We start from the raw sequence: 3,863 nt of genomic DNA, 5'->3' as shown, positions 1-3,863 counted from the left end.
CGGAGCGAAGTCCGCGGTCGCTGCGGCCGCCGACTTCGCTCCGGCCGATGTCGCGGCGCCTGCGGCGGGTGCGGCGTTCGAACGGGGCGCACGTGTCGCCCTGGGCTTCGGGGAGGCCGCGGCGACCGCCGCCGCCGCGGCATCCGCCATCGGCTTCGGCATCGGCACCACCCGCGTGAGCTGCGTGACGTGCTGCGGCCCGAGCTCGTCGAGGCTCGCGACCTCGAGGAGCTTCATCGTGCGCTCGACCTCGGTCCGCAGGATCGAGATGGTCTTGTCGACGCCCCGACGGCCGCCGGCCATCAGGCCGTAGAGGTACGCGCGGCCGATGAGCGTGAAGCGCGCACCGAGGGCGACGGATGCCACGATGTCGGCGCCGTTCATTATGCCGGTGTCGACGTGCACCTCGAGGTCGTTCCCGACCTCGCGCACCACGTGCGGCAGCAGGTGGAACGGGATGGGCGCGCGGTCGAGCTGACGGCCGCCGTGGTTCGAGAGCACGATGCCGTCGACGCCCCGGTCGGCGAGGAGCCTGGCGTCCTCGACGGTCTGCACGCCCTTGACGACGATCTTGCCGGGCCAGATCTCGCGGATGACGTCGAGGTCCTCGAACGAGATGGTGGGGTCCATCGCCGAGTCGAGCAGCTCGCCGACGGTACCCCCGGTGGAGGACAGCGACGCGAACTCGAGCTTCGGGGTGGTGAGGAAGTTGATCCACCACGCCGGCCGGGGCAGCGCGTTGATGACGGTGCCGGGCGTCAGCTGCGGCGGGATGGAGAAGCCGTTGCGCTTGTCGCGCAGGCGGGCGCCGGCGACCGGGGTATCCACGGTGAAGAACAGCGTGTCGAACCCGGCGGCGGCCGCGCGCTTGGCGAGCTCGTAGGAGATCTCGCGCTTGCGCATGACGTAGAGCTGGAACCAGTTGCGGCCGTTCGGGTTGGCGGCCTTCACGTCCTCGATCGACGTGGTGCCGAGCGTGGAGAGGGTGAATGGGATGCCCGCGGCACCGGCCGCGCCGGCGCCGGCGATCTCGCCCTCGGTCTGCATCATGCGCGTGAAGCCCGTGGGGGCGATGCCGAAGGGCAGCGCGCTCGGTCCGCCGAGCACCTCGCGGCTCGTGTCGACGACGGGCACGTTGCGGAGGATCGACGGGTGGAACTCCACGTCCTGGAATGCCTGGCGGGCCCGGGCCAGGGAGAGCTCGCCCTCGGCGGCACCCTCGGTGTAGTCGAACGGCGCCTTCGGGGTGCGGCGCTTCGCGATCGCGCGGAGGTCGGCGATCGTCAGCGCCTTCTCGAGGCGGCGGTCCGTCGCGTTCAGCGTGGGCGCCTTGAAGCGCATGAGCTCGGCGAGCTCCTTCGGGTTCGGGAACTGGCGCTGGACCATGGTGTCGATGCTCTCTCTGTGTCTGGTGCTGGTGCTGGTGCTGGTGCTGGTGCTGGTGCTGGTCTGGGTGCGTCGAGGTGACGCGAATCGACCTTCCCGCGATCGCGAAGGTCGATTCGCGTCACCTCGAGGGCGGGGTCCGGGCCGGGGCCGGGGCCGGGTCGATGAAGGTCTCGGCGTAGTAGCCCGCGATGTGGTCGTGCATGCGGGAGCGGGCGGACGCGGCATCCGCTGCCCTGATCGCGGCCACCACGCCGCGATGCTCGCCGCGGAGCCGGTCGGAGGTCGCGTGCCAGTCGGCGATCGTGGCGAGGCCGGCCCGGGCGTACCCCTCGATGCCGCTGCGCAGGCCCGCCATCGTGGCGGTGATCACCTGGTTGCCGGATGCCTCGGCGAGGGCGAGGTGGAAGGCCGCGTCGAGCGCGAGGAACTCGGCCGGAGCGAGGTCGGGTGCGTCCATGGCGTCGAGGAGCCGGTCGGCCGGCTCGAGGTCGGGGGCATCGGTCTGCGGTACGAGCGCGGATGCCGCGGCGAGGCCGTCCGCGACGGACGCCTCGAGCACGAGTCGCATCGCGACGATGTCCGCCACGGGGAACCCGTTCGCGGCCACCTGCAAGCGCATGAGGGCGCTCATGCCTCCGCCGGGCGTCGCGATGATGATCGCGCCGGCGGTGGGTCCGGATCCGGCGTGGGTGCGGATGAGGCCGAGCACCTCGAGCACGCGCAGCGCCTCGCGCACACTCGAGCGCCCGACGCCGAGTTCGGCTGCGAGGACGCGCTCGCCCGGCAGACGGTCGCCGGGCGCGAGCTCCCCATCGAGCAGCCTGCGCTCGATGTGCTGCAGCACCTGCTCCCAGGCACGTGGCTCGGCGGATGCGTCGGATGCCATGCCGCCTGCTCCTCTCGCGCGCCACTTATGGTCTGACCACAGATTACCACGTGTGGTCGGACCACACCGAACCGTGGATGGATCGGATCCATGGGTCGTTGGACCCTGTCGGCAGGCCACGGAGCGGAGACGCTGTGCGAGTGAACGCATACGTGAACCCCGAGTGGCCGGACCAACGGCTGAGCGACGCCGAGCGGGAGGCCGCGGTGGCGGAGCTCGCCATCGCGAGGGCCGAGGGGCGCCTTGCACCGACCGAGTACGACGAGCGCGCCGCGGCAGCCCAGCGGGCAGTGACGCGGGCCGACCTCGCCCCGCTCTTCGCGGACCTGCCGGACCCGACCAGCACCCTCCCTGCGTCCTCGGTCACGACGGCTCCACCACCGCCCGTCGCCGTCGCCGACTCGCCGACGCAACGCCAGTCGCGGGCGCTGGGCGGGCGCATCGGCGACACGATCATGGCCCTGACGCCGTTCCTCGCGGTCGCGCTCTTCTTCATCACGGGCTTTCAAGTGACGTTCGTGTGGGCCTGGCTGTGGTTCCTGCTCATCCCGATCGCGGGCATCATCATCTACGGCCCGGGCAACAGGAGCGAAACCGAGGCGTCGGCCCGCCCATCGCGGGCGCTGGGCGGGCGCATCGGCGACACCGTCATGGCGCTGACGCCGTTCCTCGCGGTCGCGCTCTTCTTCATCACGGGCTTCAACGGCAGCTTCGCCTGGTCGTGGCTGTGGTTCCTGATCATCCCTGTGACCGCGATCATCATCTATGGTCCGGGCGGCGGAAGCCGCCGTGCACAGGACTGAGCTCGATCGCGCCAGGGCCACGGCGTAGTCGACTGCAGGCGACATCGGCGAGAGGGCAAGCCCCTGCCGATCGCTGGTGCGATGGCCGAGACTGGCTCGCACGCGACCACCCGGCGTTGACCAGGCGGGCGGTCGCGACGACAGGAGGAGCAGATGTCCGACATCAACACGCCCACGTCCCGCGAGCACCCCGAGGACCCGGCCGAAGGTGCCGACGACGCGTCGGCCCAGCCGAACCACCACGACGACGGCCGCACCGACACGGCGCCCGACGACCAGTCGTCGTACAACATCCAGCCGCCGCCCACGGAGGACGGCACGATCCCCGGGGTCCCCGACGCGAGCGACGGCGCGCTCGACGGTGACACCGAGGACCAGCCGGGGGCGAACGCGACCGGCGTCGGCGCCTAGCCCGCGCCGGCGGAGGGCGTCGGCGGCGAGGGAGTGGTTCAGCCCTTCTTCGGGCGGATCCGGATGCGGTTGCCCGCCTCGTCGAGCTCGACGACGCCGCCGCGCGACTTCACGAAGTCGCTGAACGATCCGAAGCCGAGCCGGCGCTCCTGGAACGACGGATCCATGCGCAGCATCTGGTTCTTCACGGCGCCCGAAGGCTGCCACTCCTCGTCGTTCTTCGCGCGCAGCAGCTCGAGCGCCTTGAGGATGAGGCGTCCGGGGTTGCGGGTTCCCGAGGTCGGCTCGGGCTGCGTCCCGTCGGAGAAGTGCACGGCGGGCGCGCCGCCCGATCGCCCGGCCGGCGCCGCGGCATCTGCGTCGGCGGTGGCGTC

At 71.6% G+C, this 3,863-nt stretch carries 5 protein-coding genes; 2 read left to right on the top strand and 3 right to left on the bottom strand.

Annotated features, from left to right (window positions below; genetic code table 11):
• Both GH736_RS18840 and GH736_RS18835 read right to left on the bottom strand, forming a co-directional pair.
• Positions 1 to 1,386: alpha-hydroxy acid oxidase (locus tag GH736_RS18840; RefSeq protein ID WP_159606088.1), on the bottom strand; the 1,386-nt coding region annotated here is incomplete at its 3' end.
• Between the two features lie 121 nt (positions 1,387 to 1,507).
• On the bottom strand, positions 1,508 to 2,275 hold the full coding sequence (locus tag GH736_RS18835) for a FadR/GntR family transcriptional regulator (RefSeq protein ID WP_159606086.1): 768 nt from the start codon (positions 2,273 to 2,275) through the stop codon (positions 1,508 to 1,510).
• Between the two features lie 140 nt (positions 2,276 to 2,415).
• Here GH736_RS18835 and GH736_RS18830 point away from each other — a divergent pair, with 140 nt between their 5' ends.
• Both GH736_RS18830 and GH736_RS18825 read left to right on the top strand, forming a co-directional pair.
• Positions 2,416 to 3,078, top strand: coding sequence for a DUF1707 SHOCT-like domain-containing protein (locus tag GH736_RS18830; RefSeq protein ID WP_203230851.1), 663 nt, complete (start codon positions 2,416 to 2,418; stop codon positions 3,076 to 3,078).
• A 153-nt stretch (positions 3,079 to 3,231) separates the two neighbouring features.
• The gene (locus GH736_RS18825) at positions 3,232 to 3,489 is read left to right on the top strand and encodes a hypothetical protein (RefSeq protein WP_159606082.1); all 258 of its coding nucleotides are present in this window, start codon (positions 3,232 to 3,234) and stop codon (positions 3,487 to 3,489) included.
• A gap of 38 nt (positions 3,490 to 3,527) precedes the next feature.
• On the opposite strand, the gene GH736_RS18820 is transcribed toward GH736_RS18825, so the two are convergent.
• Positions 3,528 to 3,863: OST-HTH/LOTUS domain-containing protein (locus tag GH736_RS18820; protein WP_203230850.1), on the bottom strand; the 336-nt coding region annotated here is incomplete at its 5' end.

The sequence above is a fragment of the Agromyces humi genome, from assembly GCF_009720255.1.
Lineage (GTDB): Bacteria > Actinomycetota > Actinomycetes > Actinomycetales > Microbacteriaceae > Agromyces > Agromyces humi.
This window is presented reverse-complemented; position numbering and strand designations above follow the sequence as displayed.